The organism is Acinetobacter sp. 24-47-47 (assembly GCF_057737035.1).
This window is the reverse complement of record NZ_CM173216.1, coordinates 899,137-923,342: the sequence shown is the minus strand read 5'-3', so window position 1 is coordinate 923,342 and position 24,206 is coordinate 899,137. Positions and strand designations below refer to the sequence as shown.

The 24,206-nt window shown below is 39.3% G+C and carries 22 protein-coding genes; 9 read left to right on the top strand and 13 right to left on the bottom strand.

What is annotated here, in order from left to right; all coding sequences use genetic code 11:
* Positions 1 to 98: 98 nt before the first annotated feature.
* Together AC1M9E_RS04265 and AC1M9E_RS04260 are read left to right on the top strand one after the other, a co-directional pair.
* Positions 99 to 2,378: an NADP-dependent malic enzyme gene (locus AC1M9E_RS04265; RefSeq protein ID WP_481591306.1), complete on the top strand. Its 2,280-nt coding sequence runs from the start codon at positions 99 to 101 to the stop codon at positions 2,376 to 2,378.
* 79 nt (positions 2,379 to 2,457) lie between these two features.
* Entirely contained in the window at positions 2,458 to 3,696 is a 1,239-nt protein-coding gene (locus tag AC1M9E_RS04260; protein WP_481607082.1) for a multifunctional CCA addition/repair protein, read from the top strand.
* A 35-nt stretch (positions 3,697 to 3,731) separates the two neighbouring features.
* Here AC1M9E_RS04260 and AC1M9E_RS04255 read toward each other — a convergent pair whose 3' ends face one another.
* Entirely contained in the window at positions 3,732 to 4,358 is a 627-nt protein-coding gene (locus AC1M9E_RS04255; RefSeq protein WP_481607083.1) for a LysE family translocator, read from the bottom strand.
* 159 nt (positions 4,359 to 4,517) lie between these two features.
* Here AC1M9E_RS04255 and AC1M9E_RS04250 point away from each other — a divergent pair, with 159 nt between their 5' ends.
* A complete protein-coding gene (locus tag AC1M9E_RS04250) occupies positions 4,518 to 4,979 on the top strand; it encodes a GNAT family N-acetyltransferase (protein ID WP_481607084.1) in 462 nt (153 codons plus the stop codon).
* Between the two features lie 12 nt (positions 4,980 to 4,991).
* On the opposite strand, the gene epmA is transcribed toward AC1M9E_RS04250, so the two are convergent.
* The 7 genes from epmA to AC1M9E_RS04215 form a co-directional block, all read right to left on the bottom strand.
* A complete protein-coding gene (epmA, locus tag AC1M9E_RS04245) occupies positions 4,992 to 5,972 on the bottom strand; it encodes an EF-P lysine aminoacylase EpmA (RefSeq protein WP_481588506.1) in 981 nt (326 codons plus the stop codon).
* Positions 5,969 to 7,036: a 4-phosphoerythronate dehydrogenase gene (locus AC1M9E_RS04240; RefSeq protein WP_481607086.1), complete on the bottom strand. Its 1,068-nt coding sequence runs from the start codon at positions 7,034 to 7,036 to the stop codon at positions 5,969 to 5,971. Before AC1M9E_RS04240 ends, epmA begins: the two co-directional genes overlap by 4 nt.
* 110 nt (positions 7,037 to 7,146) lie before the next feature.
* Positions 7,147 to 8,313, bottom strand: a complete 1,167-nt coding sequence (locus AC1M9E_RS04235; RefSeq protein ID WP_481607087.1) for a type III PLP-dependent enzyme — start codon at positions 8,311 to 8,313, stop codon at positions 7,147 to 7,149.
* A 119-nt stretch (positions 8,314 to 8,432) separates the two neighbouring features.
* Positions 8,433 to 8,666 (bottom strand): phosphopantetheine-binding protein, encoded by a 234-nt coding sequence (locus AC1M9E_RS04230; RefSeq protein ID WP_481607088.1) that lies wholly within the window; start codon positions 8,664 to 8,666, stop codon positions 8,433 to 8,435.
* Positions 8,667 to 8,668: 2 nt separating this feature from the next.
* On the bottom strand, positions 8,669 to 9,313 hold the full coding sequence (locus AC1M9E_RS04225) for an isochorismatase family protein (RefSeq protein WP_481607089.1): 645 nt from the start codon (positions 9,311 to 9,313) through the stop codon (positions 8,669 to 8,671).
* A 15-nt stretch (positions 9,314 to 9,328) separates the two neighbouring features.
* The gene (locus AC1M9E_RS04220; protein WP_481607090.1) at positions 9,329 to 10,993 is read right to left on the bottom strand and encodes a (2,3-dihydroxybenzoyl)adenylate synthase; all 1,665 of its coding nucleotides are present in this window, start codon (positions 10,991 to 10,993) and stop codon (positions 9,329 to 9,331) included.
* Positions 10,990 to 12,225 carry an isochorismate synthase gene (locus AC1M9E_RS04215; protein ID WP_481607091.1) on the bottom strand — a complete coding sequence of 412 codons (1,236 nt, stop codon included), beginning with the start codon at positions 12,223 to 12,225 and terminating at the stop codon, positions 10,990 to 10,992. Before AC1M9E_RS04215 ends, AC1M9E_RS04220 begins: the two co-directional genes overlap by 4 nt.
* A gap of 160 nt (positions 12,226 to 12,385) precedes the next feature.
* Here AC1M9E_RS04215 and AC1M9E_RS04210 point away from each other — a divergent pair, with 160 nt between their 5' ends.
* Positions 12,386 to 13,156 (top strand): SDR family oxidoreductase, encoded by a 771-nt coding sequence (locus tag AC1M9E_RS04210; protein ID WP_481607092.1) that lies wholly within the window; start codon positions 12,386 to 12,388, stop codon positions 13,154 to 13,156.
* 37 nt (positions 13,157 to 13,193) lie between these two features.
* Here AC1M9E_RS04210 and AC1M9E_RS04205 read toward each other — a convergent pair whose 3' ends face one another.
* On the bottom strand, positions 13,194 to 14,516 hold the full coding sequence (locus AC1M9E_RS04205; RefSeq protein ID WP_481607093.1) for a condensation domain-containing protein: 1,323 nt from the start codon (positions 14,514 to 14,516) through the stop codon (positions 13,194 to 13,196).
* 232 nt (positions 14,517 to 14,748) lie between these two features.
* Between AC1M9E_RS04205 and AC1M9E_RS04200 the strand changes: the two genes are divergently transcribed.
* From AC1M9E_RS04200 to AC1M9E_RS04180, 5 genes are read left to right on the top strand one after another with little or no spacing between them, the layout of a single operon-like run.
* Complete coding sequence (locus tag AC1M9E_RS04200; protein WP_488225054.1) at positions 14,749 to 15,558, top strand: siderophore-interacting protein; 810 nt, start codon at positions 14,749 to 14,751, stop codon at positions 15,556 to 15,558.
* A gap of 37 nt (positions 15,559 to 15,595) precedes the next feature.
* Positions 15,596 to 16,546, top strand: coding sequence for an ABC transporter substrate-binding protein (locus AC1M9E_RS04195; protein ID WP_481607095.1), 951 nt, complete (start codon positions 15,596 to 15,598; stop codon positions 16,544 to 16,546).
* Between the two features lies 1 nt (position 16,547).
* Positions 16,548 to 17,585 carry a FecCD family ABC transporter permease gene (locus AC1M9E_RS04190; RefSeq protein ID WP_481607096.1) on the top strand — a complete coding sequence of 346 codons (1,038 nt, stop codon included), beginning with the start codon at positions 16,548 to 16,550 and terminating at the stop codon, positions 17,583 to 17,585.
* 1 nt (position 17,586) lies between these two features.
* Complete coding sequence (locus tag AC1M9E_RS04185) at positions 17,587 to 18,603, top strand: FecCD family ABC transporter permease (protein ID WP_481607097.1); 1,017 nt, start codon at positions 17,587 to 17,589, stop codon at positions 18,601 to 18,603.
* Positions 18,600 to 19,388 (top strand): ABC transporter ATP-binding protein, encoded by a 789-nt coding sequence (locus AC1M9E_RS04180; RefSeq protein WP_488225053.1) that lies wholly within the window; start codon positions 18,600 to 18,602, stop codon positions 19,386 to 19,388. The genes AC1M9E_RS04185 and AC1M9E_RS04180 overlap by 4 nt, the downstream gene beginning before the upstream one ends.
* Positions 19,389 to 19,477: 89 nt before the next feature.
* Here AC1M9E_RS04180 and AC1M9E_RS04175 read toward each other — a convergent pair whose 3' ends face one another.
* The 4 genes from AC1M9E_RS04175 to AC1M9E_RS04160 all read right to left on the bottom strand — a co-directional run bounded on the left by AC1M9E_RS04175 (position 19,478) and on the right by AC1M9E_RS04160 (position 24,179).
* Positions 19,478 to 19,750: a hypothetical protein gene (locus AC1M9E_RS04175; RefSeq protein WP_481607099.1), complete on the bottom strand. Its 273-nt coding sequence runs from the start codon at positions 19,748 to 19,750 to the stop codon at positions 19,478 to 19,480.
* A gap of 102 nt (positions 19,751 to 19,852) precedes the next feature.
* Positions 19,853 to 20,860 carry a fimbrial protein gene (locus AC1M9E_RS04170; protein ID WP_481607100.1) on the bottom strand — a complete coding sequence of 336 codons (1,008 nt, stop codon included), beginning with the start codon at positions 20,858 to 20,860 and terminating at the stop codon, positions 19,853 to 19,855.
* The gene (locus AC1M9E_RS04165; protein WP_488225193.1) at positions 20,857 to 23,370 is read right to left on the bottom strand and encodes a fimbria/pilus outer membrane usher protein; all 2,514 of its coding nucleotides are present in this window, start codon (positions 23,368 to 23,370) and stop codon (positions 20,857 to 20,859) included. The genes AC1M9E_RS04170 and AC1M9E_RS04165 overlap by 4 nt, the downstream gene beginning before the upstream one ends.
* A 98-nt stretch (positions 23,371 to 23,468) precedes the next feature.
* Positions 23,469 to 24,179: a fimbrial biogenesis chaperone gene (locus AC1M9E_RS04160; protein WP_481607138.1), complete on the bottom strand. Its 711-nt coding sequence runs from the start codon at positions 24,177 to 24,179 to the stop codon at positions 23,469 to 23,471.
* Positions 24,180 to 24,206: the final 27 nt, after the last annotated feature.

Genomic DNA, 24,206 nt, shown 5'->3' with positions numbered 1-24,206 from the left:
CGACTTTTAACTGTGATCAATGTGCAACTAGTGGTATATTCGAACCGATATAACCAAAAAACCAGCAAGGCTGGAACATTGTAATAACTGGGATTCAGATGGACGATCAATCTTTAAAACAGCAAGCACTCTATTACCACGAATTTCCAACGCCAGGAAAAATCAGCGTTACTCCGAGTAAGCAACTCGTCAACCAACATGATCTAGCATTAGCATATTCCCCAGGTGTTGCAGTGCCATGTTTGGAAATTGAAAAAGACCCTTCTAAAGCAGCGCTTTATACTGCACGTGGTAACTTAGTCGCAGTCGTCAGTAATGGTACTGCAGTACTCGGTTTGGGTAATATTGGTCCCCTCGCCTCTAAACCAGTGATGGAAGGTAAAGGCGTCCTGTTTAAAAAGTTTGCAGGCGTTGATGTTTTCGATATCGAAATTGCAGAAAATGATCCAGATAAAATCGTAGATATTGTTGCTGCTCTTGAACCGACTTTCGGCGGTATTAACCTCGAGGACATTAAAGCTCCAGAATGTTTCTATATTGAACAGAAACTTCGCGAGCGTATGAATATCCCAGTTTTTCATGATGATCAGCATGGAACATCAATTATTGTAGGTTCAGCGCTTTTAAATGCTTTGCAATTGAACGGCAAAAAAATTGAAGATATCAAGATCGTCGCTTCTGGAGCAGGTGCTGCGGCACTATCATGTCTAGATCTTCTTTGTGCGCTTGGTGCTAAAAAAGAAAATATCATTGTTGCTGACTCTCGTGGACTCTTAACAAAAAAACGTGAAGGTTTAGACGAGTCTAAAAAACGCTATGTTCAAGATATCGAAGGTTCTCAGATTGGCGACGTAATTGCTGGTGCAGATATGTTCCTTGGTCTATCAGCTGCGGGTATTTTGACTAAAGAAATGGTCAAAGTCATGGCGAAGGATCCAATTATCTTCGCGCTTGCTAATCCAGATCCTGAAATTCTGCCTGAACATGCACATGAAGTTCGTGATGATGTCATCATGGCGACGGGTCGTTCAGACTATCCGAACCAAGTGAATAATGCGCTTTGCTTCCCATATATCTTCCGTGGTGCACTTGATGTAGGTGCAACAACCATTAACGAAGAAATGAAGATTGCATGTGTACACGCAATTGCTCGTATGGCACATGTAGAAGCTGATGCTGCATCTTATGGTGAAAAATCTGCATCATTTGGACGTGATTACCTAATTCCACGCCCACTAGATCAACGCTTGATTCTTGAAATTGCGCCTGCTGTTGCAAAAGCTGCGATGGATTCTGGTGTAGCGACTCGTCCAATCCAAGATTTCTCCGTGTATCATCAGCGTCTTTCTGAGTTCGTTTACAACTCAGCATTTATGATGAAACCAATTTTTGCTCAAGCGAAAACTGATCCTAAACGTATTGCTTATGCGGAAGGTGAAGATCTTCGTGTTCTTCGTGCTGTTCAAATTGCAGTAGACGAAGGCCTGGCAAAACCGATCTTGGTGGGTCGTACTGCTGTGATCGAAGCGAATATTAAGAAATTAGGTTTACGTTTAGAAAATGGTGTGAATATCACTATCGTTGATCAAGAAACAAATCCTGATTACGAAAAGTTTGCTGATGATTACTATAATCTGATGATGCGTAAAGGGGTAACACCTGAGTATGCACAACGTGAATCACGTCGTCGTTCGACCCTGATTGCAGCGATGTTAGTACGCCACGGCTTAGCAGATGGTATGCTATGTGGTACGTATTCTAGCTACGATATTCATTTAGATTTCGTGAGTAATGTCATTGGTTTAAAAGAAGGTCATAACACTTTCTTTACCTTAAATGCGTTGATGCTCGAAGATCGTAACTTGTTCATTGCAGATACATACATCAATCGTAATCCTACGGCTGAACAGCTTGCTGAAATGACTATTTTAGCAGCAGAAGAAGTCCGTCGTTTCGGTATTACTCCACGTGTAGCATTGTTGTCGCACTCAAGTTTTGGTTCTGACCAGACTGATCCTAGCGCTCAAAAAATGCGTAAAGTGTATGAAATTCTTTCTGAAATCGCACCTGAACTTGAAGTTGAAGGTGAAATGCATGCAGATGCAGCGCTTGATGAAAATATCCGTAGCTTTGCATTCCCGAACTCGCGCTTCAAAGGTTCTGCGAATCTATTGATTATGCCGAATTTAGATGCTGCAAATATTTCATTCAACCTGTTGAAGTCAACTTCAGGAAATAATGTAACAATTGGTCCAATCTTATTAGGTGCGGCTAAGCCAGTTCATATCTTAACACCAACAGCAACTACGCGCCGTGTTGTGAATATGACTGCATTAACTGTTGCAGAAATTCAAGAAGAGGAAAAAAACGCGCTCTAATCCTTTATTTAGGGCACGTTTTGTGACTTGAGAAAACCTCTATTCTGATGCATGATGGTGCTAAGAATAGAGGTTTTTTATGCAAGTTTATTTAGTAGGCGGCGCAGTACGAGATCAGTTGCTCGGACACCCCTATCACGAAAAAGATTATGTCGTTGTCGGTGCAACACCAGAACAACTTTTAAACCAAGGGTTCCAACCTGTTGGTAAAGATTTTCCTGTATTTCTACATCCCGAAACTAAAGATGAATACGCCCTCGCTCGTACTGAGCGTAAATCTGGGCATGGTTATCATGGCTTTGAATTTTTTACCGATCCCTCGGTAACCCTTGAAGATGATTTAATTCGTCGTGATTTGACCATAAATGCAATGGCCATGAATGACGATGGTGAGTTGTTCGACCCTTATCATGGTTATCAAGATTTGAATCAACGCATTTTACGTCACGTTTCTGATGCATTTGCAGAGGATCCACTACGAGTATTGCGTGTTGCCCGTTTTGCAGCTCGCTATCATCAGTATGGTTTTAAAGTAGCTGAAGAAACCATAGCCTTAATGAAAAATTTGGCTGATTCTGGTGAATTGCAAGCACTTACACCTGAACGTGTTTGGAAAGAAACTTCTCGTGCTTTAATGGAACGTGATGCTGATATTTACTTTGAAGTCCTTCGTCAGTGTGATTCTCTCAAAATCCTCTTTCCAGAAATCGAAGCATTATTTGGTGTACCACAACGTCCTGAATACCATCCTGAAATTGACTGTGGTATTCATACCTTGATGTCATTACAACAAGCTTGTAAAGCAGACTACTCGATGGATGTACGCTTCGCAGTATTAGTGCATGATCTGGGTAAAGCACTCACGCCTAAAGATGAGTTACCTCGCCATATCATGCATGAGGAACGTGGTGTTCAGCCCGTGACTGATTTATGTGAACGTCTTAAAGTTCCGACCCAAACCAAACAATTGGCAATTGCGGTGTGCAAAGAACATCTTAAATGCCATCAGGCGTTTACATTAAAACCAGGAACACTTTGGCGTCTATTACAACGTTTAGATGTATTACGCCGTCCTGAACGTGTTGAGGCTTTTGTACAAGCATGTGAATGTGATGCCAAAGGTCGCTTAGGTCTCGAAGACCGTGAATATCCTCAAGCAAAATATGTATTAGATGCGGTACAGATTGTTCGTTCAATTAAAGCATCTGATTTACCGCCTGAGATCAAAGGCCCTGATATTGGTGAAATGCTGATACAAAAAAGAATCGAGGCTTTGGCAACGCACCGAGAAAAACATCAATCCTTGGTAAACGCATAATATTTACCTCCTGAAACTCAGGAGGTAATCGTATTTTAAAAAAATGATTGTTGAAAATATTTAAAAGAATCAATCATTGGTTTAATGATTGAAGCCACTAATAGTAGCGCCATACTGTAATTGAAAATTCTTAGATGCTGTGGCGTACGCACCAAAGTTTGTAATTTTTCTCCGAGTATTCCCCAAGCTCCCGTGCATGGAATACAGACTAACCCAAACACAACACCCAAAATGATATACCAATAAAATTCACTGCCTGCAGCTAAATAAGTCGTCACCGCGCCCATTGCCATAATCCAAGCTTTTGGATTGACCCATTGAAATAATGCAGCTTGCAAAAAAGTAATGGGTTTCGCTTGAGTTTTATCTAATTCAACTGAGCCTGATTGAGCAATCTTAATAGCTAAATAGATTAAATAAGCAATACCGATCAACTTTAGAATTTCGTATACCAATTGATTTTGACTCAGTAATGTACCAATTCCTAAACCAACCAAAATCACCATGACCCCAAAACCGATCGCTACACCTAAAATGTGTCCATAAGTCGCACGGAGTCCAAAGTTCACTCCTGAGGTTGCGACCATCAAATTGTTAGGTCCAGGTGTTATGGATGTCACAATTGTATAAATTACAAAAGATAAAAATATAGAAAAAGACATATAGTCGCCTATGATTATTGTTTTAAATCTTCACGTTGAAAAATGAATTAAATCCAATATTAAAAGATAAAATATTAAATTTATCTAAACAAAATACATGAAAGATTAAATTATTTAAACATAGTTCAATTCATACTTATAAATCATGTTTCAATAGCCATGACAATACTGATTAAACCTGTAAATTTAAACCATGATGTTGCAGCGATCGCTGAATTGACTACCCAACTCGGCTATCCAACTCAAACAGAAGTTATGAAAGAACGTTTGATGAGGTTGCAAGCCCAGGAGCGTTATACAACCCTAGTATTTATCGATCATGGACAAGTTGTCGCATATATTGGTTTTGTTGAAGAAATATCATGTGAATGTGCTGATCCGTATTTTCGCATTCTAGTACTCATTGTAGATCAGGCGCATCGCGATAAAGGGATTGGTCAAAAACTGTTGGCTCACGTTGAACATATAGCCAGTCAACAAGGTATTCAAAAAATTGTGGTCAGTAGTGGTAATCGTGCTGAACGATTACCTGCACATCAGTTTTATTTAAATCACGGTTTTAAAGCGTATAGCACGACATTTGTCAAAATATTAGCTCCTCAAGATCGTCCTTTATCCTGAGGATAAAAAATCTTATGAGCGATCAGCAGGAAATGTAATCACTTGCTCTAATTTCATTTTCTCTGTTGCCACCATCAGTAAACGATCGATTCCTAATGCGATACCTGAGCATTCTGGCATTTTAGGCAATGCGGCTAAGAGATTTTCATCTATTGGCATAACATCTAAGCCTAATTTTTCGCGTTCAGCATTATCAGCTTCAAAACGGGAACGCAATACATCTGCATCAATCAACTCATCATAAGCATTTGCTAACTCTAAGCCCTCAATGTAAAGCTCAAAACGTGCTGCAACCAATTCCCCATCTTCATCAACTCGAGTTTTTGCAAGAGAAGCAAGTTCTGGTGGAAAATCCGTTAAAAATACAGGTGTATCAAAACCTAAGCTCGGTTCCACCATATGCGAAAATAACAGGTCGATATATCCTAGACGATCATCACCCAGATCTAGATTTAACCCAACACGATTACAACAATCCTTTAATTCCTCTAATGTGGATTTAAGTGGATTAAAATCTAAGCGATCTATAAATGCATGTTTATAACTTAAAATCGTAGGTCGCACTTCGCCAAAACGATGTGCCAAAGTGACATTGAGTAAATCTGTAACTTCAAACATCAAGTCTTTGAGACTAAAATCAGGTCTATACCACTCAAGCATGGTAAATTCACTGTTATGTTTACGGCCATGTTCATCATCACGAAAAACTTTACAGATTTGATAAATTGGCCCTACTCCTGCTGCCAACAGTCGTTTCATGGCAAATTCTGGTGAAGTTTGAAGATAGTGCTTTTTCAAATGACCATGTACATGACGGCTTGCCTCAACTGACGCCAAGTGGACATCAGTTACTCCAGCATGAGATAAAATTGGAGTTTCAACTTCCAAAACATCACGTTCTAAAAAAAATTGGCGAATCTGTTGATACATCCTCGCTCTGGCTTTCATGGCAGCAAAATCGCAAGTTGGTAGATAGCTCAGAGAGTCAGTCATGCCTGAGGCCCTCCATGAGCAGCCCATTCACGGCGTAATGGATATGTTTTGCGTAATTGATCAAATGAGGCTTGATCTACTTTCCCATCTTTGAGGCATGCTCTTAAGTTCTGATCATCTCTAAAGATATCGTAGATATGGTTTAATTGAGTTTTCAGCGTGTGCTTGAAATCACTATTGTTAAAATATTGTTCACATGTAGGCAATTGGGTTTCGAACTGTTTTGAAGATTTATGGCCGAAATGCTGACAGAAAGCATCATAAATCATCTGGGTACCACGCGCTTTACCCTCAAGACTATACCCCGCAATATGCGGTGTCACCAATTGCACAAGATCCAGTAACTCTTCCGTAATGACTGGTTCATGCTCAAAGACATCTAGTACAACTTTACGACCTGTTGCTCGAATATCTGCAATCAAAGCTTGTTCTTCAATGACTGACCCACGGGCAGAATTAATTAAAATTGTAGATGGTTTAAGCTTTTTTAAGGTCTCAGCATTAAACATATGTCGGGTTGCATGCATCCCTGAAGTGGTTAATGGCACATGGATAGAAATTGCATCTGCTTTTGAAAAAACTTCATCTAAAGTGACTTGCTGAATATTTTCTCTTTGTACAAAAGGATCAACCCCGATGACGTTCCATCCCAATAATTTCGCCATATGTGCGAGTCGTGAACCGACATTACCCAGTCCAATAATGGCTAAAGTGAAATCTTGTTCTGCATCTAGCAAATGAGGATTTAGAGCTAATAACGCAGTAATAACATATTCAGAAACAGCTTGGGCATTACATCCTGCAGCATTTGACCATTGAATATTTTGCTGTTCAATTGCTGGAATGTCCAAATGATCTGTTCCGATCGTTGCACTACCCACAAAGGTTAATGCAGTATTTTGAATGAGCGCAGAATTCACTTTCGTCACAGAACGTACTAATAAGGCTTCAGCATCGACCACATCTTCATGCTTTAAGGTACGACCAGCTTTATTATCAATATCGCCAAATTCTGAAAAGAAATAATCTGTGAATGCGAGATTTTCATCTGCAACGATTTTCATGAGCCTACCCATCAAGATTTTAGCATTATGATAACGCTTCTAGGAGGGTTAGGCTATGTGGCTCGCAGCTTGAGCGACTGACTACCAACCACATAGCACCATTCCTTAAATCAATCTAAATAGAACGTTTTTAAAGGTGGATAACCATTAAATTCGACCGAAGCATAAGAGGTTGTATAAGCTCCAGTACTTAACCAATAGAGTCGATCTCCAATGCTCAAGTTTTTAGGTAACTGATAAGGCACTTTTTCATACATGATATCAGTTGAATCACAGGTCGGGCCTGCAAGCACAACACTTGAATGCTCAGGTGCTGAATGCATTTTAGGTGTGTATATAGGATATTTGATCATCTCACCTAAAGTTTCAATTAGTCCATTAAAGACGCCCACATCCGTGTAGACCCATCGTTTATCATCATGTGCTGATTTATTGGCGATAAGAACAATCTCTGAAACAATCACTCCAGCATTACCCACCAATGATCTGCCTGGCTCCAAAAATAATATTACCTGATCATCAAAGTGTTCATCGAGATAGCGTTGAATCTCGTGCGCATAACTTTGGATACTGTCAACTTCAGCTAAGTAATGTGCTGGGAAACCACCACCCAAATTGATTAATTGTAAACTGATACCGTATTGGTCTTTCAAAGTATTAAATATTTGCTTCACTATCGTTAAAGCTGAACGCCATACAGTGACATCACGTTGCTGACTACCGACATGGAATGACACGCCAAAGGGTATTAAACCCAATTGTCTAGCTTTCACCATTAAATCAACCGCCATATCTGGATGGCATCCAAATTTACGTGACAGTGGCCAATCTGCTGTACCTCCCGACTCTACCATTGCCCTGACAAAGACTTTAGAGTTCGGTGCGAATTCGGCTATTTGGGCGAGATCTGCTTCCGCATCGGTAACAAATAAACGGATTCCTTTTCGGTAAGCGTATTCAACGTCTGAAGCTTTTTTAATAGTATTACCGTATGAAATACGATCTGGATGAATTCCACATTCAAGCGCTTTGTCTAACTCATAAATTGATGCAATATCAAAATATGAGCCAAGTTGATCAAGTTTATGAATAATTTCACGACCTGGATTTGCTTTCACTGCATAATAAATATGGGCTTTTGGAAAGCTATTTTGCAACTCAATAAATTGAGTTTGCACTTGATCTAAATCAACAACTAAAAAAGGGCTTTGCTTTGTTTCGGCAAAATTTTGGATTTTTTTCCATTGTTGATCAGAATAGTATTTTTCTAATTGCATGTAAGATCCACTCACGTTAGCGAATAATTTAACGAAAATGGCCTTTGGCTATAAGTACTTTGGCTAGGGCCGTTGATTGTGCATGTGTTGATTTTCAAGGTATGCACATTAGTCTTACATCAATCTCTATCCAATTTAAGACGATCACTCCATTCATTCAACGTTGGCTCCTCCACCAGATCTTGAAATTCAATTTGAAAGCCTTTTTCACGTAGCAATCCAACCAGCGTCATAAGACTGACTGAATCAAGTCCTAACATAAATAAATTATCCTCCTGCTGAATTTCATTTGCAGGTAAATTTAATTGATGAGCGACCATATTTTTTAACTCAAGCATGCTTAATTCATTCATGATCATTGCCCCTGACCTAAGTCATTAATCACAGTCTGAGTATCCATGACTTTTGCACAGCGTCCAGTCGCATATTTTAGTGCAAGATCATGTTCTTCTCGGCTAAAATCCGCCAAGGCATCACCCACCATAAATGCTTGAATATCCAGCATAAATGCTTCCGCAGCTGTTAATAAGCAACCAATATGGGCATATACTCCACAAATCACTAATTGATCGCGATTAGCTTGTTTGATTTGCTGCTCAAAATCACTTTTTTTAAATGCGCTATAGCGCCATTTTGTCAGCACGGTGTCTTCACTTTTTGGTTGAAGTGGATCAATAATTTTGGTCAATGCTGGATCAGCTGACAAACCTTTACCCCAAAAATCCGTTAATAGTTGACGATGTTCTTGCGTCTGATCTCCAGGTTGTGCCGTGTAATAGACTGGAATTCCTAGTGCATGTGCCTGATCAATAAGGGCTTTACAATTTCGGATTAATGTGGGAATGGGCGCTTGGGTCTGATCGTAAAAATCTAAAAAATATTGCTGAACATCATGTACCAATAAAACCGACCGTGACGCATCTAAAGTCCAATCAACTTTGTTAACTGGAAAATCTTGAGCAGATGGCATGGGATAACTTGCAATACGTGGGATTGCCATATTTTATTTCCTTCGTTAAATCGTGTCTTCGGTGAGGCGTTTTCTGAGTTGTTTCTTGTCGATTTTGCCCAATGCCGTATAAGGCATTTCTTCAATAAATTCGATGCGATCTGGGATCTTATAGGTCGCCAGACCGTATGCTTGAATGAATTGTCTAATTTGTAGTTTCAGCCTTGTTTCTGATGCATCTTGGTTGTTAGGTCGCCATTGAATAAATGCACAACTTTTTTCTCCTAACATTGGATCTGGTTGTGCAACCAAGGCGGACAAGATGATTTGTTGGTGTTGATTTAAAACCTGTTCGACTTCTTCCGTCGCGATTTTTTCACCGCCACGATTAATTTGTTCCTTACTTCGCCCTTCAACAATAATATTGCCTTCTGGCGTTAATCGAACTAAATCACCAGTGCGATAAAATCCATCTAAGGTAAAAGCACTTCGGTTATGTTCTGAAGCCCGATAATACCCTCTAATGGTATAAGGGCCGCGAGTTATAAGATGCCCCACCTCACCCAACGGCAGCTCGTGATCATCTTCATCGACGATTTTAATTTCATCATCTGGACTTATACGGGAACCTTGGGTACCTATAATGACTTCTTTCGGATCATCGTAACGCGTGTAATTCACCAAGCCTTCTGCCATACCAAATACTTGTTGTAATCGGCATTGGTATTGATCGATCAATTTTTCAGCTAAAGCATCTGGCAACCTTGCCCCACCGACCTGTAAAGCCGTTAATTTCTTAAAAATATTTGTTGCGCCGTTTTGAACTGCTTCCGACCATGTTGCTGCTAATGCAGGGACAAGAGCAACATACGTAATATGGTGCGCTTCAATGAGTGGAAATGCAGTTTGGGGAGAAGGATCTTTCGCTAAAACAAGTGTTCCACCTGCATAAAATAGACCCAATGAACCAGCCGAACTCATACTGAAATTATGTGCTACTGGAAGCACCATAAGCATACGGCTTTCTGTATCAAGTTCACAAATATCTGCACTGGCACGAACACTATACAAATAGTCATCATGTGTTCGTGGTATAAGTTTCGGTGTGCCAGTACTGCCCCCTGAAAGTTGAAAAAAAGCCACATGGCGAGCCGTTATTTTGGGCTTTGAAACCATATGATTTTTAAACGATGTAAGATTCGGCCAAGGATCAAAATCGCCTGCATCACCAACGACAATCACTTGCTGTAAAGTCGGACATCTGCGCTGGCACTCTTGCGCTAAGGATCTGTAATCAAAGCCTAGATGCTTATCTGCACAGATATACAATTTGGCATCTGTTTGCTGAATAAAATGACTTACTTCGGCATGACGGTGTGCTGGTAAACTCATCACTGGTCGCATCCCTATCCGCAAAGCTGCAAAATAAGCAATAAAAAACTCTGCTATATTTGGCATTTGAATCACAACAGCATCTGCCAGCCCATAGCCTTGTTTAGTCAAGAAGACTGCAAATTGTTCAATATTTTGATTCAGCTCTTGATAAGAATACTGGCGATCACCACAAATCAATGCCACCTGATTGGCAAATTTCTGGGCTGATTCTTGAAAAAACTCTGAAATGGTTTGACCTTTCCAATATCCCTTTTGAATGTACCGCTCTACGAATTCTTCTGGATATGGAACGATGCCATCCCAGAGTAAAGACTCGTCATTTACATTCGCATTCATTTTATTCCCCCATGATTTAAGTGCTGAGAATCTAAACCCAATGCATTTAACATCGTTTTAAATTTCACGATGGTTTCTGACAGTTCACTGGTCGGCTGTGAAGCTTCGACAATTCCTGCACCCGCATAAAGACGCGCATAATGGTCAAAGATACGCCCACAACGTACATTCACTGCCCAAGCACCATTCCCTCGGGCATCACACCACCCCATAGTTCCTGCGAATAGGTTACGGTTAAAAGGCTCTAGTTCCGAAATCAACTGGCGAGCCATAGGGGCTGGTTGTCCACAGACTGCTGGCGTTGGATGTAAAATTGAGACCACATCAAAGATATGTTGCTCTGGATCTTTCAACGTTCCCTGAATTTTGGTCGCCAAGTGCCAAACCGCCTCTGTTTTAATCAGTGAAGGTGATTTTGGGATATTGAGCGTTTTGCACAAGGGAGAGAGTTGATCTGCAATGGCTTCGATGACCACGGCGTGTTCATGCTGATCTTTTTGCGAAGCAAGCAATTTTTCAGCTTGTTGTTGATCCAGTGTTGGATCTGAATGACGTGCTAATGTTCCTGCAACTGGATGGCTAAACAAATATTCATTTTGCTTCGCAACGAGAAGTTCTGGACTTGCCCCCATAAACCAACCAGATTGTTTTGGGTTTTGGGCCAACGCAAATGTGTAGCCATCAGGATTAGAGGCCAACAACTGGTAAAATAAATCAATAATATTAATTTTGTGTTGGGTTTTAAGATCAATTGCCCGAGCCAATACTGCTTTTTCTAGCGGTGATGACTTCATCAATTCAACCAATTTAACGACACCAGCAATGTATTCCTCTTGTGCTGGGATGAGAGTCGCTTGCACTTGATCATTAAGAGAAGACTGAGCCGATTGATCAATGCGCTCATTTACAAATGTGTTTTTTGCTTCCGCAATCGAGATTTCTGGTAAATCTCGATGATCAAAAGGCAAGCTCCCGACCAAAATAAGATCTTTATTCGCTGTTAATTCGATTTTTTTTTGTAGTGCAGATTTTGCTTGTTCGAGCCACTGTGCTTGCTGCTGATTAAAATTTAAATGAGAAGCTCGATCAAATTCGATATGTTCAACTAACTTTTTACTTGAAATGGTCCCCGTTGGCGTTGCGAACACGAAACCAGGTTGATCTTCCTCAATTAACTCTTCCTTTTTTATGCCTATCATATTTTGAAAAACTGACGGTTCTATTGGCAACATATTTGTTCTCACGATTATCTGTTCACACTGCGTGCATCAAACTTTCAACATTCACAAAAGGACAACCTCTAGGAGTTGAACGCAACCAATATAATAATTATTATTCCCAATTGAAAATGATTATCGTTTCAATTTGTTAATAAAATTAAAGGATACTTAAATGGGTTTATATATCGTGACGGGTGCAGCCAGAGGAATTGGTGCTGAAATTTGTCGTCAACTATTGCAGAAGGATCATCAAGTCATCGCAATTGATCGGATTGATGACATCAATCAATGGGAACTTTTTAAATTAATTCCTGAAGCATCACTCAACCATCTAGACCACATCAGCTGTGACATTCGTAAGACCAATGAGATTATTCAGCACATTGAAAATTCGATACTTTTTAAAGGCACGATCACGGGGTTAGTGAATGCTGTGGGGGTCTTAGAAATGGGATCTTTATTAAATACATCTGTTGAACAATGGCATGAAAATTTGTCGATAAATTTCATTGGCCCTGCCGAACTTAGTCGTTGGGTCGCTCACCAAATGATTCCGCAAAGAGAAGGTGCGATTGTGAGCATCAGTTCAAATGCAGCCCTCATTCCAAGAATGAATATGGGTCTGTATGCCACGACCAAAGCTACAGTGAGTCACTATTTTAAAAATCTCGCGTTGGAACTCGCGCCTCACAATATTCGCTGTAACTTAGTTTTACCTGGCTCAACCCTTACACAAATGCAAAAACAACTATGGACTGAGGATCGCCCTCCAGCAGGCATTGTCAACGGAAATCTAGAACAATTCCGAAATGGTATTCCATTACAAAAAATTGCTGAGGCTGAAGATATTGCCAATGCAGTGATATTCTTACTTTCAGAGCAAGCACGCCAAATCACAATGCACGAATTAGTGGTTGATGGTGGAGCAACTCTAGGCGTGTAACAGCCCTATTGCCTCATTCAAAGGATAAACTGCCAGACTATTCTGGCAGTGGTTTGTGAATTTGAAGTTGTTCAAAAACAAGTTCTGGTTGAGCTAACCAAGTTTTCATCATCCCCATAAAATCATACCAATAAGCTTTGAGACTTGGCACATCATAAAGTTCTTTATGGCCGTCAACAGCTAGATACAAACGCTCAATACCATTAACAAACTTATTGGTAATCGCGGTATCAAAGTCTTCAATTGGGCCAGCGGATATGGTTGTTTTTGTTAACTTACACCCTTCGAAATGTTCAGGTAAAGGATAAGGAATCCAATTCACAATAGGTCCAAATAAGATATTTTCATAGGGATCAAAATCTTCTAATACAAATCGCATTTGCTCAAAATAGCTTTGCTGATGCGGTCGAATTTCGGCAAACCTTTTCGTTAATAATAAAATGATTTCTTTTAAGTTTTCCTGTCCAGTAATGCCCAACCTTAATGGCAGGATATTCATGACTAAGCACGGGATACGCATAGATGAAGTACCCAACCGAGACATAAAAGGTATCCCAAAGCATTGTTGAGGATCTTTAGACTGTTTCATTAAATAACTCATCATCACCGCCATAACGATAAGAGCACTGGGCAATTTTAATTCAGTTGCTAATGCATTTAATTGTAGCTGTGTAGACCAGTCTATTACCTCTTCATAACGTGGCCCTTGTGAAAATGGTTCTTTTAATTTTCGTTTAAGTCGTTTCTTAGGGGCTTTCTCATACGAAAAATTAGCCTTCCAAAAGTCTAAATCTTTTTTAGCTTTTTCAGAGTGAAGGTAGTGCTGTTCTTCTACAATAAACTTTTCATAATGATCGAACCGTTTAATTTTTAATTCAGTACCATTTTTGAGAGATTGATAATAATCAATAAATCGGCTAATCATCAGTCCGTAAGCGTAGCCATCTAATGCAACGTGATGCGCTTTAAAAAATAATCCATACTTTTGCTCACCTAAGTGTGCAAATACATAGTCATATAAATGACCCGATTCTAAATTAAATGCTGGTTCTACTTCTTTTTCAGCCCACGCTAAAATTTCCTCCTCATCAAGCTGAGATAAATCAACGAAGCTAGGTTTCCGTATCGTCACATCATCTACTCGATAGACGTGTTCACCCTGAACTAAAGCTCGCCAATGAAGCGATTTAGCTTCCTTTAATGTGAGATAAACTGCTTTTTGAAAAAGCTCTCGATCTAATGGTCCCTCAATAACCAACCACTCCGCCGTATGAAAAGGATAACTGCCATGATAATGATGTCCTTTCCACATACTGTGTTGTGCACAAGTTAATAGATCATGGGATTCATTGATTTGCATAAGACAACCGCATAAATTTAATTTTCATTATAAAATCAAAGTTTTACAAAATATTTAAACCTTCATATTTTGTGATTACACTTTGGCACAAAAAGATTATTAAATATAATGATTATCATTTGCAAATTAAATTTGTTTGATTTAGATTAATAACCATTCAAATCTGTCGACTGACGCACGTATTACGGTATCGACGATCTTCACTCCATTGATAAGTACAGAAGATTAAATAATGACGACACAATCTCCTCCTCTAGCTCGACATATTTCTGTCCATTCAACAGAACAAATTTCCACTCATTTACAGCGTATTAAGTTTAAAAGTGAAGATTTCACAGGTTATGCAAAATGTGATGGTGGTGCGCACATCAAATTGTTTTTTCCGAACCCTGATCAACAAGCACCTGACCTCCCGTTTCGAAATTCTTTAGGCAAAATTACGTGGCCAAATGGAAAGAAACCAATTACGCGGACATATACTGTTCGAGATTTCGATGAAGAACAGCAACTTTTAGTCATCGATTTTGTAAGACATGAAGATTTTGGTATAGCGGCTGATTGGGCAAAGCATGCGAGTCCAGGTGATCTGTTAGGTCTAGCCGGTCCAGGAGGACCAGCACGTTTTAAAATCGATGCAGAATATTGGATTTTTGTTGGAGATCTTTCAGCAATCCCGATGATCGCTGCCTCGCTTGAACAATTACCAAAAGACGCTTATGGTGAAGTTTGGATCGAAATCGAAGATGATTCAGACCAAATACATCTGAATAAACCTGAACACATTAAGCTTCATTGGTGCAAAGGCCCTCATGAATTGAATAATACCATCCGTCATTCTTTGCAAAACTTAGACTGGAAAAATAAAGATATTTCAGTATCACTGGCGGGTGAAAATTCAACGGTGGTTGAACTTCGTAAAATACTGAGACAGAACTTTCAGCTACCCAAAAGCAATTTATATGCTGTGCCTTATTGGAAGCAAGGTCACAACGAAGAGGCTTATCATGAGGAACGCCATCAAGTGATGGATGCCGTTGAATAAGTGAATAGAATTATTTTAATGAAATATGTAGAAAGATATGAAATATAAAATTGCAATTATATTGAGTGCTATCACTCTCTTCACAGCATGTTCTCAGTCGAATGAACCTTCTTCACGAGACAGTAAAGCGACGGTTGAATCTCAAATAAATACGACACGACAAATTGAAGATGCTTTAGGTCGTCAAGTTACGATTCCTGTTCAGCCACAACGTGTTGTGGTTTTAAGTGAACTTGATTTGGATAGTGCTATTGCGCTTGGAATAAAACCTATAGGCAGTAGTTATGTTCGAGGTCAAAGTAATTTTCCAGATTACCTCAAAAATGAAACACAACAGATCGCCTCCGTCGGTAACTTTGGACAACCGAGCATGGAACAAATTCTCACGTTACAACCTGACTTAATTATTGCTGGAAGCATGATTGATACACAAATGATTAATCAATTGCAGCAGATTGCACCCACTGCAGTCAGTTTTGCACGCGGAGAGCCATGGAAAGACAGTTTCAAAAAGGTAGCTCATTTATTAAACAAAGAACAACAAGCCCAAAAAGCTCTAGAAGCGTACGATCAATATGCGCAAGAAGCTCAACAGAAATTACATGCTCAACAAAGTCAATCAGTCAGTGTCATTCGTTGGACAGCCAATGGACCTGTGTATATGTTAAATGATTCATTTGCGAGCCAAATTTTAAAAGATATTGGCTTAACACGACCTCAACATCAGCAACAACCAGGTGCAAGCCATACGCCTCCAATCAGTCGAGAGCGTTTTGATCAAATTGATGCAGACTGGCTCATCATTGGCAGTCATCTAAACTCGGAAAAGCAACTGGCAGAACTAGAAAAATTACCAGAATTCCAACGTCTTAATGCTGCAAAAAACAAGCATTATTTCGTGGTTGATGCATCTATGTGGACTGGCATAGGTGGACCACATGCTGCTCGACATGCCATTGATGATGTAATGAAGCATCTCCATAATTAACATGCTGACGAATGCTACAACTGTACTTGACCGATTCCCGCTGATGGGAATCGTGCTTAGCTTGATTATTTTATGTTGCGCTGTTTTGTCGATCGCGTACGGCGCTGGTCAGCCCTACTTTACAGACAGTTTGCAACTTATTCTTCAGGCACTAAGTCAATGGTCCTTAGAACCAATCACTCCCCTATTGGAAATTAGAATTCCACGTACTATTGCGGCGGTGAGTGTCGGATTAGCTTTAGCGATCTCAGGCGTCATCCTTCAAAACTTGCTTAAAAACCCTTTGGCTGATAGTGGATTAATCGGAATTAATAGTGGCGCATCTCTTGCCATTGTTTTGGCCATTGTTCTTCAAATGGATACCTTCGGACTATTTTTTTGGGCGCTGATTGGTGCATTAGTGAGTGCCTTATTGGTCTTTGCCATCACCCCTCGTCAAATGACAGATCAAAGCTCACTTACACGTTTAGTCTTGGCTGGACTGGCAATCACCAGTACATTCCAAGGTTTTATGGCTGCCATTCTTCTGAGTTTCCAAAATGGTTTAGATGACTATCGTTTTTGGGTTTTAGGTTCGCTCAATCGCGTTGATATTCAATATCTCGGTCTTGCACTGATTTTAATGGCGATCGGACTCATCATCGCTATATTGGTAACACGCCCTCTAGGTCTTAGTTTAGTTGGTGATCAATTGGCGAATAGCTTAGGCTTAAATACGAAACTACTTGATGCATTCTGCATTTTAGCTGTGGTTTTATTAACTGGAAGTGCCGTTGCATTAACAGGGCCAATTGCCTTTTTAGGCTTGATTGCACCTTACTTTGCACGAGCTATTGGTGCTCAGAGTATTCAGAAACAATTCATCTATAGCGGACTATTTGGCATGTTGCTGTTGCTGATCGCGGATATCATTGCACGTGCAGTCGTGCAACCCTTCGAAGCCCCTGTCAGTATTCTTTTAGCCTTATTAGGCGCACCTATTTTAATATGGATGGTACGTCAAAATAACCTACAAAATATCATTCAAGCGGAGAAATAATATGTCTTCTCTCTTGAGTCGTTTAAAACAAAAATCAGTGATAAAGGCTTGGATAATCATTGCAATTCTACTGATATCACTTAGTTTATTTAGCCTGATGTACGGTGAAATCACATTAAATTTGAATACGCTATGGAATGTATTGACAGGCAATGCGTCAGCTCCACATCAACTTCTCGTTGAAAAGATTAGATTACCACGACTTTTGGCAGCCTTATTGATTGGTGCTGCACTCGCCTTATCTGGTCTCATTCTTCAAATTATCACCAAAAATCCTCTTGCGAGCCCAGATGTTTTTGGTATCAGTGACAGTGCAGTGCTTGCTTTGGCATTCACCATTCTCCTCTCAAGTTCTAGTATGTTAGGTCAATGGTGGCAAGCATTAGTGGGTGCGATCTTCTGTGTTTTTTTTATTTTAATTGCTTCAGGCGGCGTAGGAACACAGGGGTATCGTATTTTGGTCATCGGGGTCGGAATTGCAACACTCATGAAAGCCAGTTTTGACCTTATCCTTGCGACACTGCCAGTAATGCACACCAGTAATATTTTAATTTTTAGTAGTGGTAGTTTGATTGGTCGAAGCTACAGCATCTTGCTACCAACTTCGATTTTTATCATGCTGCTTGTCAGTATTATTGTGCTGTGGCGGCGACTATTTAGTGCAATGGTTCTCCCTGATTCTGTCATTGATAGTCTAGGAGAACCCTTACCTATAATTAGACTGATGCTCATTATTATTGCTGCGTTTCTCGCTGGGACCGCTGTCAGTATTGCAGGCCCCATTGGATTCGTGGCTATTGCCGCACCAATCATCGCATTTAAATCATTTTCTCATCATTTATTTCCGATTTTTCCAACCATGTGTATTGGTGCATTAATGGTTTTATGTGCCGATTTACTAGGAAAAAATTTGCTTGCCCCTGTCGAAATTCCCGCAGGCATTATTAGTGGCATGGTTGGTGGTCCACTGTTGTTGTGGTTGTTATATCGTCATTCTAGAAGTATGAGTCGTACATGAGTTTAATCATCAATCAATTAAGTGCTGGATATAATCATCATCAAGTTTTGAAGGGTATCAATGCTGAATTTCAGCAGGGTCAAGTCATCGTCCTCATTGGTCCAAATGGCTGTGGAAAATCGACCTTGTTAAAATGTATTGCTCAAATTCATCCATATGATCAAGGCGAAGTCATTTGGGAAAAAAATCAACTGAATATACTCAGTAAAAAGTTGCTCGCTAAACAACTTGCATTACTTCCACAGCATGTAACTACACCCAACGGCATGACAGTTGAGCAGTTAGTAAGCTTCGGTCGTTTTCCACATCAAGGTTGGTTTAAACGACTCAACATCGAGGACCAAAAAGCGATTGATGACGCTTTGTCTGCGACCCATTTAAGCGAATTAAAAAATCAAAATTTAAGTAATCTATCAGGAGGTCAACGTCAACGTGCATGGATCGCAATGGTACTCGCACAACAAACTCCTTTAATTCTTTTAGATGAACCAATCAGTATGCTCGATATCGGTCATCAAGCCGATATTTTAAATTTAGTCCGCTCTCTAGCCTCACAAGGTAAAACCATAGTGATGGTTCTACATGAATTAGCCACTGCTGCACGCTGTGCCGATTTTCTAGTTGCCATGAAAAATGGTCAAATCATTGCACAAGGAAAATCAGAAGATGTTCTAACAAAGCAATTAGTCCATCAACTCTATAACTTAGATGCTGAAGTCAGACTGGTTGAAGATGATCAACTCAAAAAAAGGTTACTGGTCATCCCAAATAAGTTTGGTGATTAATCTTCAATACCAATTCAATCCATCTCCATTAATGACAACGTAGATTTCTTATGGAAGAGCATTATTCCATTGCAAGCTTTTGAGATTAATTAGTGGTAATAAACTGAAATCATTTTCTTATCTTGCCCATTTACATTGCTTACTTGAACCACATAATGATCTAAACTTAAACGATCATCTTGAGTCACTTGATGATCTTTTAACTGCTGAATGAGTTCATGTAATTCAATACAATATTTTTCTAAAGAACTTTCAGAACAGCTATAATTTTCAATGACTGAACCTTGAAATTCAATATTTTGAGCATGCACGACGTGCACCGAAATGACCATATTTAGAATAAGTATAAATAATGATCGCATTGCCTTTCCCCAATAAAGCATACGATCTTTAAATTTACATAAAAATATAGTTAAAACAATATTATAAATTAAATATTTTTTGTTAATGTGAACTACATATCACTATTGATATTGGATTGTGACCGTTGCCTGACCTCTCACACGACCAGGTTCTACTTGGTTTTCAACTTGGATATAGCGTGCTTTCAATGGCAAGTTATATTGAACCGTTTGATTCGAGCTCACGGTGCCAAGTTGTATTGGCTCACCTTGAGTAATAACTTTATCTTGATTTTGATAATTGGAAATTAATTGTGTATTTACACCTTTGGCTCTGACATTTGACGCTGCATCATTTACGATTGAATTATTTCCATTTGAAGTGTAATCAAAGCTTAGGCTAATTCGGTTTGTTTCTGTCACACTCGTCGGATTATCTCCACCATTACATAAGATATTCATATCAAATGCCTGCTCACCCGCTGTAGATCCAACACCTTTAAAATCAGATTTATTTACTGTAGGTAAATTCACCGTTTTATTGATATTTCCTTGGATCTCACATGAACTTGAAGCAATCGTAATCGCATTACCGTATACTGTACTGGTTAAAAAAGCTTGCTGAGGATAGCCCTCTACATAATAAGTACTATAACGTCCCGGTGCTATTACACCTGAACCCGTATTCACTGCAGTTTTGATAATTTCGACAACAAAAAAACCATTATCTAAGTTATAAGTTGTATTAGCCGTTAACCTACGAGAGTATGGATAATAACCTGAAAAATTTTGATTATTTGCGGCTTCACGATAAAGCCTAATCCCAATACCTGGAATATTGGTTTCATAAACTGAATCCCCAGCGGGACTCAACTGACCATTTTGAATCAGTCTTGCATTAATATTTACAGGATTTCGATCACACCGAATACTTGAACCATTCGGTGAAATTGGAAACGTTTTTTTGGTTAAAACTCGGCCTACTGGATCAGATGGTCTGACTACGACTCTGCCAACAGCCATGCTAATATCAACTGTTCTAAAGTTAGCTTGAGGTGTACAAGCTGCTTGAACAGAAGTTATGGCAAAACCTGAGAGTACAACAGCACCTATTAAAATCTTAGTTTTCATTGACATAGTGCCTCTGTCGTAATCATATTTTCAGACTGATGCGCAGTGACATCATATTGGATTTGGCAACGATCATCTGGCTCATCACCCCAAACAATGTTTAAAGTATCTTTGAGTGCTGCGGTTCTGACATAAACCAAACCACCTTGAGCAACTAAACCAATGCTTTCTTGATTAGAATTGAATACTTCTGCTGCAAATGGTAAAGACTGTCCATCTTTTAGCGCACTTTTGATATAAATTGCCTTCCCTGATTTAGTCGCAAAATTCACTTTCGTTATCGCGCCTGAATAAGGTGCAATTCTTTGACTTGTTTGCATTAATTCTACATCTGTCGACATCTCTTCAGGGTTCAAGCTAATGTCATTCAGACGATATGGTGTGACATAAGGAATAATCGCATAACCAGATTTATTAATTTCTAAACCTGTCGAATTATTTACTTTTGCACCTGAGGCTTCAGGGGCATAGACTAAGACCATCGTTTGCCCCTGATCTGGTCCAAAATGTACGCCATCACGGTGTACAACTACATTGCCTCGGGCTGTGACTAACATTTGTTGATATTGATCCGCCAAACTATAAGACGCACCAAGAGTTGAATAATTTGTTCGATATTGTACGTTAGTGTTAAAACTTGGATTATTGCCATAATCCGCAGAAGTCGAAAATCCGTAATTGAATTTTTCGCCCACTGTACCACTCGCACCTACATTAATACGATCTTGCGTGGTAATTGAACTTAGATTTAAAGCACTCTTTTTAAATGTGAGCGGCAAAGAAAGCGTCAGCATATACTCCGTATCGCTGCTACGAATATTCGTATTATTATTTTCTAATTCTCGTTTAATGGCAGATAAACCATACGTCAGCAAATTATAAGTATTACTGTAGCCAACTTGATATTGTTTAGACTTTTGGTTGGTGTTCCAATAATCACTCCAAGAACCTGTAGCATAGAAATTGCCTAGATTATTTGGTAATCCTTGGTTTAACGTGATGGTAAACTCACTTCTCTGCTTACCTACATGACCTGAGCTTACCCCCTTTTCATCCAAATCTTGGATTAAAAAGGCATCTCGTAGTTTCAAAAAGTTTTCAGTTGAATAACGATAAGCAGCCAAAGTTAAATTCGTATTCGTCGGGCTAATTAATTTGCTGTAACTCAAACGATAACTTTGTCCAGTTTGATCTTTTCTTCGATCAAACTTAGCATCAGATTGCGTGATATCAATTGCAATCGCACCAATTGGTGTCGCAAAAGCTGTACCGACTAAATATGCCTGATAATTTTCAGAAAATTGTAGCCCTGTATAGGCTGTAATATAGTTATTGATCCCATGTTGATATTTTGCCTGACCAACCCATGGATCTAAATCAATATCCTTATCTCTAAACTCACCTATCGTAAATGAATAACGATTCATACCAGGTCTTAGCATTTGTACAACTGATGCATAAGGTACAGAAAAGCGCTGAATTTGACCGTCAGATTCAATGACTGAAACTTCTAATTCACCACCAAAGCCAGTGGGATAAAGATCATTAATTTCAAAACTACCCGGTGCAACTGTAGTTTGATAAATAATTTGACCTTGTTGTTTAATTTCGATTTTAGCATTCGTACGAGCATTACCACGAATTCGGGGCGCATAACCCGTCATGCTATTGGGTAACATCCGTTCATCACTTGTGAAATCTAGACCGCGATAACCTACAGAATCAAATAATTCACCATTGGTAAAATAATCACCGAGTGTCAACATACCTCGATATTGGGGAAAGGCACGTAGTACATAAGTCGTGACTGCATCGTAACTACTTTTATTACGCCCCTGATCTTCGTGATCAGACCATTTCCATTGACCATTATGACGGAGTTGCCACCCACCTAAATTTGCACCAGTTGCCAAAGACATGAAGGCATTGTTAATCTCAGGATTGGTTTCAGAGTTATTTTTTGTTTTATATGCTGAGGCACTGTATGAAATAAATCCAGCATTAATCCCTCGATCCCAAGCACTTGGGTCGATGTAGCCCTGAGCATTTTGTTGCATCGCAATTTGAGGGATAGAAATATCTAGTCTTAAACGAGCAGAATCAAACTCATAAAATGCATTTTTCACCCAATTTTCAATACGCTGACAAGATGTCGAAGTAGAATTAGACGGCTCAAAGTTTAAAATCTCTTTTTTGACACCAAACTGCATTAATGTTTTTGCATCAAAACACGTATAAGCATTTGCTGATTTATTATTTAATTCATTCTTGAATACAACTCGATGCTTACGATACCAGTTACCATTTACGTAAACATCAACATTATATTCACCTGGCAAAATAGGATTTCCAAACTTAAACCTATCTGTATTAATTGATTGTGCGTTTTCACCAATCAAAAAAGATGAGTCAAATTCCACACCATCCGCTGATGATTCGTTTGAAATCTCTTCACCATGTGCTGGCGTTAAATAAGTAAATCCGAACGTTATAGCCCCCAAAACAATCATAATTGTAGGAAGTTTTTTTTCATCATCTTGTTTTTGGTTACGGATCAGCATATTTTTGCCTACCTATTAATATTTAATAGGAATATTGATTCATTAATTTAGGGATTTAATTTCAAATCTGTCTGAATACGCCCACCAAAATCATTAATCGTTGTAAAACTCAACTTACTATGAGTGATAGCTGACTTTAGATTTATATTTTCACTTGATTTGGGGCTCACCATGATCCCTTCTTTCATCAAATCCACCAATTTTCCATTAGTTTGTTGACTTAATATCGATGTGATTGTGACGTGATAAGCCGTTGGATTAATCACCTGGAGTTGATTACCCACTTGCTTCCATTGTAATTTTGCTGGAGCTTCTGCAACCTTATCTTTCAAATTTGTTGGTCGATAAAATAATTTAATTCTTGAGCGTATTGCCAGTTGTAAAAAGTTATCTGGTTCCGTGCTTTGAGCATTGGCTTTAGGTTTAGGCGGAATATCTAAAACATTCAACCAAAACACAGTTTCTTGCTCACCACTTAATGATTTTGCATTTGGCAAAGCCGTGATTCGAAGCGATTGACTCTTGGTGGGATCAACACGCGAGATTGGCGGTGTAATAATAAAGGGAGCTTTAGATTGTTCAGGCTTACTCTTTGGATCACCCTCATCAATCCATGCTTGTACCAATGATGGTTTATCACCATTGTTACTGACCTGTAGTGTGATTTCTCTTGCATCTGCTGGGTATATTGCTCTTGTTCCATGAATAATGATTTCAGCATGAGCAAAACTTGTCGAAGCCAATAGCCCCAACGTCATTGTTATATTTTTAAATGAACCTAGCAT

Bases quoted from the DNA above. Each gene is read 5' to 3' on its own strand.
- AC1M9E_RS04225 (WP_481607089.1), bottom strand. From the start codon at position 9,313: ATGGCAATCCCACGTATTGCAAGTTATCCCATGCCATCTGCTCAAGAT.
- AC1M9E_RS04175 (WP_481607099.1), bottom strand. From the start codon at position 19,750: ATGCGATCATTATTTATACTTATTCTAAATATGGTCATTTCGGTGCAC.
- AC1M9E_RS04190 (WP_481607096.1), top strand. From the start codon at position 16,548: ATGCTGACGAATGCTACAACTGTACTTGACCGATTCCCGCTGATGGGA.
- AC1M9E_RS04240 (WP_481607086.1), bottom strand. From the start codon at position 7,036: ATGAAAATCGTTGCAGATGAAAATCTCGCATTCACAGATTATTTCTTT.
- AC1M9E_RS04230 (WP_481607088.1), bottom strand. From the start codon at position 8,666: ATGAATGAATTAAGCATGCTTGAGTTAAAAAATATGGTCGCTCATCAA.
- AC1M9E_RS04195 (WP_481607095.1), top strand. From the start codon at position 15,596: ATGAAATATAAAATTGCAATTATATTGAGTGCTATCACTCTCTTCACA.
- AC1M9E_RS04255 (WP_481607083.1), bottom strand. From the start codon at position 4,358: ATGTCTTTTTCTATATTTTTATCTTTTGTAATTTATACAATTGTGACA.
- AC1M9E_RS04200 (WP_488225054.1), top strand. From the start codon at position 14,749: ATGACGACACAATCTCCTCCTCTAGCTCGACATATTTCTGTCCATTCA.
- AC1M9E_RS04260 (WP_481607082.1), top strand. From the start codon at position 2,458: ATGCAAGTTTATTTAGTAGGCGGCGCAGTACGAGATCAGTTGCTCGGA.
- AC1M9E_RS04170 (WP_481607100.1), bottom strand. From the start codon at position 20,860: ATGAAAACTAAGATTTTAATAGGTGCTGTTGTACTCTCAGGTTTTGCC.
- AC1M9E_RS04215 (WP_481607091.1), bottom strand. From the start codon at position 12,225: ATGTTGCCAATAGAACCGTCAGTTTTTCAAAATATGATAGGCATAAAA.
- AC1M9E_RS04210 (WP_481607092.1), top strand. From the start codon at position 12,386: ATGGGTTTATATATCGTGACGGGTGCAGCCAGAGGAATTGGTGCTGAA.
- AC1M9E_RS04165 (WP_488225193.1), bottom strand. From the start codon at position 23,370: ATGATTGTTTTGGGGGCTATAACGTTCGGATTTACTTATTTAACGCCA.
- epmA (WP_481588506.1), bottom strand. From the start codon at position 5,972: ATGACTGACTCTCTGAGCTATCTACCAACTTGCGATTTTGCTGCCATG.
- AC1M9E_RS04205 (WP_481607093.1), bottom strand. From the start codon at position 14,516: ATGCAAATCAATGAATCCCATGATCTATTAACTTGTGCACAACACAGT.
- AC1M9E_RS04180 (WP_488225053.1), top strand. From the start codon at position 18,600: ATGAGTTTAATCATCAATCAATTAAGTGCTGGATATAATCATCATCAA.
- AC1M9E_RS04185 (WP_481607097.1), top strand. From the start codon at position 17,587: ATGTCTTCTCTCTTGAGTCGTTTAAAACAAAAATCAGTGATAAAGGCT.
- AC1M9E_RS04265 (WP_481591306.1), top strand. From the start codon at position 99: ATGGACGATCAATCTTTAAAACAGCAAGCACTCTATTACCACGAATTT.
- AC1M9E_RS04220 (WP_481607090.1), bottom strand. From the start codon at position 10,993: ATGAATGCGAATGTAAATGACGAGTCTTTACTCTGGGATGGCATCGTT.
- AC1M9E_RS04160 (WP_481607138.1), bottom strand. From the start codon at position 24,179: ATGACGTTGGGGCTATTGGCTTCGACAAGTTTTGCTCATGCTGAAATC.
- AC1M9E_RS04235 (WP_481607087.1), bottom strand. From the start codon at position 8,313: ATGCAATTAGAAAAATACTATTCTGATCAACAATGGAAAAAAATCCAA.
- AC1M9E_RS04250 (WP_481607084.1), top strand. From the start codon at position 4,518: ATGACAATACTGATTAAACCTGTAAATTTAAACCATGATGTTGCAGCG.